Raw genomic sequence first — 4929 nt, 5'->3', positions numbered from 1 at the left:
CTCAATGGCCCCTTTAATCAGGGTTCGACGCACCTCGTCGGACTCCGCCAGTTCCCAACCATCCCCGACCAGTGACAACTGTTCTGCCAGCCAGGGCAAGGTGCTGCTGTCAACCAGGTCAACCAGATACACCAGCAAGGGGGTCAGGTTGATGTCCGATAAGCGCTGGGCGAGTCCGGCAAGCGCCTTAAGGCTGATATCACTGTCAATCGGCGGAACCGGGATTAACTCAGCCATGGGCACTGCCTTTGAGGGTGATCGTGATGCCGGTGCAGACGGCCAGCTCAATCTCGCTGACCACCGTCAGCGCTGGTGCTGTCAATTCCACGTCATACACTCCGAGTTGCTTCAGTACCCTGACCAGTTCGCTGGGCACAATATCCCGCCCCAACCCTGCTGCACGCTCTGCCGCATAGCTCTCCGCAGCCGCTAACCCCGCTTTTTGGGTACTGTCAGCATTTTGCCCCTCATATAACGTCAGGATGGCGTCGATACGGTATCCCACTGGCACCGGCTGTTTGACCCACACTGTGTCGGTCAGGGGCCGCGCCTTTTCATCTGAACAGGTCGCGCTGACCAGTGCCAAAATGGTGTCATCCGGCAGGCCATTACGCATTAACGGGTAGAGGGCGACAGTGCCCGGCCTTGGCCTGCTGATACCGACATCAATAATGTCCTGATGGGCACTCATCGCATGAAACCGGTATGCCCCCCTCGAGCCTGCATTGCTGAAGGACTCGGGAGCCAGGCGAATACGCTCACGCAGGCGCTCGTTATCTTCCTGTTCCGCCCCACCGCTGGCCACCTGCGTATTGGTCACCTGCAGGTCGATATCATCCAGCGGGTCAAGCAAGGTACTGACCTGGGTCGGTTGCCAGCCATTCCCCATCGTGCCTGGCTCGGTGCAGGTGGCGCTGGTTGATGCCAGGGTCTGGCCCGCCACCAGAACAACGTCATTGTCTGTGGCAAAAATCACGCTGTCGGTGGCGCTGACGCGCGTTCCTGCGGGGATCAACACAGAGGTTGGCAGGGCAGTATCGATGCTGAACTGCAGCACGGTGTGTGCCGGTTGCGCCGACAGACGATAAACCCCGACCAGTTCGCCCAGGTAATCCAGCATCGGCTCACGGGCAAAGGCCACCAGGTTCTGCTCGGCGGCTTCCTGAATGGCGACACGTACCAGGTTTTCACGGTAGGCGAACAGGTTGATCAACAACCGTTCGGCTTGTGCCGGATAGAGCGTTTTACCGCTGTCGGCCTCGTACTTCGCCACCATTTCAGCCGTGATTTTGTCCGCATCACGTTCGATAAAGTCAGGTTTACTCAACGCCATAACAACTCCGTGGATTGTGTGACGCCCTCGGCACTTTTCCACTGCACCCGCAGCGTCAGATGCTCGGCATCAATCACCGGCTTGATCGAGACCAACTGACAGCGAGGCTCCCACTGTTTAATGGCCTCGACAGATTCCCGCACCACATGGGGAATGGCCCGGTCAACGGGGTGATCGATATAAAGATGCAGGTTACTGCCAAATTCTGGCCGATGCGGGTCGCTCCCCCTGGGCGTTCTCAGGATGATGAGAATGGCCTGGGCGATATCCTCCAGCCCCTGGACGGTTTCGCCAGGGCGCTGAAGGGCAGGTTGCCAAAATACGGAGTTCGTTTTCATGAGGGCAGTATTGCCCCCGGAGGGAATGACCGATATTAACGCCGTTTAAAAAGATTTGATTCAGTGACTGTGGTGGTTGGAGTTCTCGCCGTCTGACAACATGCTGCCGCTGGCGTGGGCATCACCAAGAATGTTCAGGTTGCCGGTGATGGTCGCTGCTGCACCGTCGCCGCCAGAGCCTTCCATCCCCCCTTCATAGGTCAGTTTCTTTTTCACCGTCAGGTTGCCCTGAATTTCAGCGTCGCCCGTGACTATCGTCTGGAGAGCATCGATGGTGGCCTGCTGGGCGGTGATATGCACATTGGCTTTGACGACGATCACGATATGTTGAATGCCGCCGTTGATGGTGAGGGTATGTGTCGCCCGGTCATAATAGAAGGCCGCTTCATCAGCATGGGTGGTGCCCCTGGTGTCTTTGTTATTGACCGGGGGCAGATCAACGCTGGAATACACCGCGCCCAGAATGACGCCGTCCTCACCGTTGGCATCAAGCAACACTTCGACCTGTTCGCCGATATCCGGCAACCAGTAGTCTTTAGTGTTCTGGGTGTTGCGTTGCAGCACATTGAGCCAATCCGTGCGCAGATTGTCGGCTTCAGGCAGGCGAACGCGTGCCCGAACCGTTTGAGGGTCAACTGCGCTGATGGTACCGACCTGCCGTGTTACGCCGCTCATTTCTTTTTCTCCTTTGTCACTGTGGAGGTTGAACCATCGGGTTTATACACCGTCAACGTCTGGGTCTTGCCCGCTTTTGATTTCGCCTTTCCCTGAGTCACCGGGCCGCGTGCCACCTCAAGTTCAGTCATATAGCCACCGCTGCGATCAACCGTATGGCGAGCAGTGGTGATCAACCAGGCACCGGATAACTGACCAAACCCAACCAGCTCAATTTTATTGCCAGCCGTCAGTGAGGGCGCTCCCATCAATGTCAGGGAGCCGTTCTGCTGGTATTCGTTATGTTTGGCCAGAGCCGACTCAGCCTTTATCTGGGCACTGGCCGTATCTGCCGCTCGGCTGTTGAGCTTGAGCGTATCGGCACTGGTGGTTTTCCCGTTCTTGGTTTGTTTGGTCACTTCATGCGTGCCACCCTCCGCCTCATAGACAATCAGCTTCTTGCTGCTGCTTTTCTGGTGTTTCACCTTGGCCGACTTGTAAATCCGGTTGATGGTGTCGCGCAGGGAGAACTGGGCCACATCCTGCGGCTTAAGTTGCTTGACCGGCTCCAGGCTGCGCAAGGTGGCCAGATGGGAGAAAATCAACTGGTCGCTCACCACCTTCACCGCATAGCCGTACTCGCTGGCCAGGCGTTTCAGAAACCCCACATCGGTCTCTGAATATTGGGTCACCCGGTCAATGGTGATGGCTTCGATACTGCCAACCAGCTTCAGCTGGTGCTTTTTGGCAATGCGGCTGGCGATGGCCGCCAGCGTGGTCTTCTCAAACGCCCGACTGGAGGGGGTACGCAGCGCCTGGTTAACCGAGGTGGCCACCCCCCGAATGGAAACCGTACTGGGCGGGCCACTGACTTCAATCTCATCAATAGAAAAGACGCCGCAGGAAAGCAGCTTCTCCCCCCGATAGCCGAGTTTGAGCGTCAGCGTATCGCCTTTACCCGGATACCACTTGTCCATCCAGCGTCCCTCGGTATCTTCCAGGTCGACCTCAATGGCATCGGACTCATTCTTGATGTTGTCGCTGTAACTGACTCTCGTCACGTAAGGCGCGATATCGCTGGTGATATTCTTCTGCAGGTACCACAGGGTGAAGGTGGGCTGCAAAACCTCGCTGACACCGGTGATGGCCTCAACGGTGGTCTGTGATGGGGTTACCTCAGCCATGGTGGGGTGTCCTCCGACAGCGTGTTATCGTCGGCCTCAATCACGGGGATCAGCAGCAGAATGCTGGAAGGCAGCACTGGCGTGATGGCCACATGGGGATTGGCCGCAATGATGCGGGGGTAGCCCAGCGGGTCGTGGTAGTAACGGTACGCCAACTGATCCCAGCGCTCGCCTTCTTTGGTGATGTGCTCAAGAAACATCAGAGGCTCCTCACGGTAATTTTTGCGGCCATTTCGCTCAGCGTCGGTGACACCTGGGTCAAGGTGGTGCTGGCGGCATTCAACTGCCCGGAAACGGTACCCAGGGCGGCGGCAATATTGTTGCTGTCAACGGACGCGAGCGCCCCTTGTGCCTGCTGGATAGTGGTGGCGGCCTGTCCCGTTGCACGACTCAACGTGATGGCCCCCGGCAACGCCTCCCCGAGGGCTGAAAACGCAGAAGAACTTTTTCCCAGCGGCCCAGCCACGGTGTTCAACTGGCTCAACAGCCCAGGGACACGGGTCAAGGCGACAGTGGGGTTATCCTTCATTTTCTGGGCGATACGCACGGCACTCATCGCCCCCTGCAGCGCGGACTGCGCCTGTTTTGCGTAGTTCACGCCCTCCCGGACGTAGCTTGCGACACCTGAAGGAGACGGCACCGCGCCGGTTAGCGTACCCGTGCCGGGCACCGCCGTTTTGATTGCCGGAGGCTTGAGCGGGTTTTTCGGGTCGCCGATATACTCCCGCAGCGAGACGGTGGCCGTGAGCGCCCACACGTTGCCGGTGGTGTCCGTCTGTTGGCTCACGGCAGTCACCTCGGTGATCACAAACCAGCCGCGATAATCCCCGTTGCCAAACACCAGCGCCAGTGCCTGATGCGCTTTCATGGCGGTACGCAGCCTGGCCAGTTCGACATCCGGCACACAATAGTGCTGATGAAAGGCCAGGCTTATCTGGATCTCGTCGAGCTTTTCCCCCACGAACTGCAGACCCGGCTTGCCTTCAATTGTAGTGGATCAGTAATGCCGGACACCTCAATAGCCTGTTAATTTAATGACAGCCAATTGAGGTAATTGATAATGACTCAACCTAAACAGACCAAACGCCGTTTTTCTCCTGAATTCAAACTGGAAGCTATTGAGCAGGTCGTTAAGTATCAGCGGTCAACCATCGAGGTTGCACGCGCTCTGGAGTTGGACCCCAGCCAATTGCGTAAATGGATACGCCAGTACAAAGAAGAAGTCAGCGGGGTGACGCCGGACAATCCTGCACTGACACCAGAGCAACGTGAAATCCAGTCGCTCAGAGCGCAGATTAAACGGCTGGAAATGGAAAAAGAAATACTAAAGCAGGCAGCCGTGTTGATGAGCGAGCTCCCCATCAAATCTTTGCGTTAATCACACGGCTGAAAACAAAATGGTCGGTGGTCGAATTGTGCC

6 protein-coding genes and 2 pseudogenes are annotated in these 4929 nt (G+C 57.2%); 1 reads left to right on the top strand and 7 read right to left on the bottom strand.

Translation table 11 applies throughout. The features are described 5' to 3' along the window. The 7 genes and pseudogenes from IV04_RS23820 to IV04_RS23790 all read right to left on the bottom strand — a co-directional run. Nucleotides 1-237 (bottom strand): phage tail protein (locus IV04_RS23820; protein WP_037404362.1); only part of this gene is annotated, 237 nt, incomplete at its 3' end. Continuing rightward, nucleotides 230-1333 (bottom strand): baseplate J/gp47 family protein, encoded by a 1104-nt coding sequence (locus IV04_RS23815; protein WP_037404361.1) that lies wholly within the window; start codon nucleotides 1331-1333, stop codon nucleotides 230-232. The genes IV04_RS23815 and IV04_RS23820, both read right to left, overlap by 8 nt. Beyond that, entirely contained in the window at nucleotides 1324-1671 is a 348-nt protein-coding gene (locus IV04_RS23810) for a GPW/gp25 family protein (RefSeq protein WP_037404360.1), read from the bottom strand. The genes IV04_RS23815 and IV04_RS23810 overlap by 10 nt, the downstream gene beginning before the upstream one ends. Nucleotides 1672-1731: 60 nt before the next feature. Next, the gene (locus tag IV04_RS23805) at nucleotides 1732-2346 is read right to left on the bottom strand and encodes a phage baseplate assembly protein V (protein ID WP_037404359.1); all 615 of its coding nucleotides are present in this window, start codon (nucleotides 2344-2346) and stop codon (nucleotides 1732-1734) included. Beyond that, nucleotides 2343-3509, bottom strand: coding sequence for a phage late control D family protein (locus IV04_RS23800; RefSeq protein ID WP_037404358.1), 1167 nt, complete (start codon nucleotides 3507-3509; stop codon nucleotides 2343-2345). The genes IV04_RS23805 and IV04_RS23800 overlap by 4 nt, the downstream gene beginning before the upstream one ends. Next, entirely contained in the window at nucleotides 3497-3709 is a 213-nt protein-coding gene (locus tag IV04_RS23795; protein ID WP_197062213.1) for a tail protein X, read from the bottom strand. The genes IV04_RS23800 and IV04_RS23795 overlap by 13 nt, the downstream gene beginning before the upstream one ends. Continuing rightward, nucleotides 3709-4497, bottom strand: a pseudogene (locus IV04_RS23790) (phage tail protein); the annotation flags it as partial. The gene IV04_RS23795 and the pseudogene IV04_RS23790, both read right to left, overlap by 1 nt. Nucleotides 4498-4569: 72 nt before the next feature. Between IV04_RS23790 and IV04_RS23785 the strand changes: the two are divergent. Further along, nucleotides 4570-4929, top strand: a pseudogene (locus IV04_RS23785) (transposase); the annotation flags it as partial.

The organism is Serratia sp. Ag1 (assembly GCF_000743355.1).
Taxonomy (GTDB): domain Bacteria; phylum Pseudomonadota; class Gammaproteobacteria; order Enterobacterales; family Enterobacteriaceae; genus Chania.
The sequence above is the reverse complement of the archived record's forward strand: the minus strand, read 5'-3'. Positions and strand labels throughout refer to the sequence as shown.

Excerpts from the sequence above, each read along its gene's own strand:
- IV04_RS23815 (WP_037404361.1), bottom strand. The coding sequence starts at position 1,333 with ATGGCGTTGAGTAAACCTGACTTTATCGAACGTGATGCGGACAAAATC.
- IV04_RS23810 (WP_037404360.1), bottom strand. The coding sequence starts at position 1,671 with ATGAAAACGAACTCCGTATTTTGGCAACCTGCCCTTCAGCGCCCTGGC.
- IV04_RS23805 (WP_037404359.1), bottom strand. The coding sequence starts at position 2,346 with ATGAGCGGCGTAACACGGCAGGTCGGTACCATCAGCGCAGTTGACCCT.
- IV04_RS23800 (WP_037404358.1), bottom strand. The coding sequence starts at position 3,509 with ATGGCTGAGGTAACCCCATCACAGACCACCGTTGAGGCCATCACCGGT.
- IV04_RS23795 (WP_197062213.1), bottom strand. The coding sequence starts at position 3,709 with ATGTTTCTTGAGCACATCACCAAAGAAGGCGAGCGCTGGGATCAGTTG.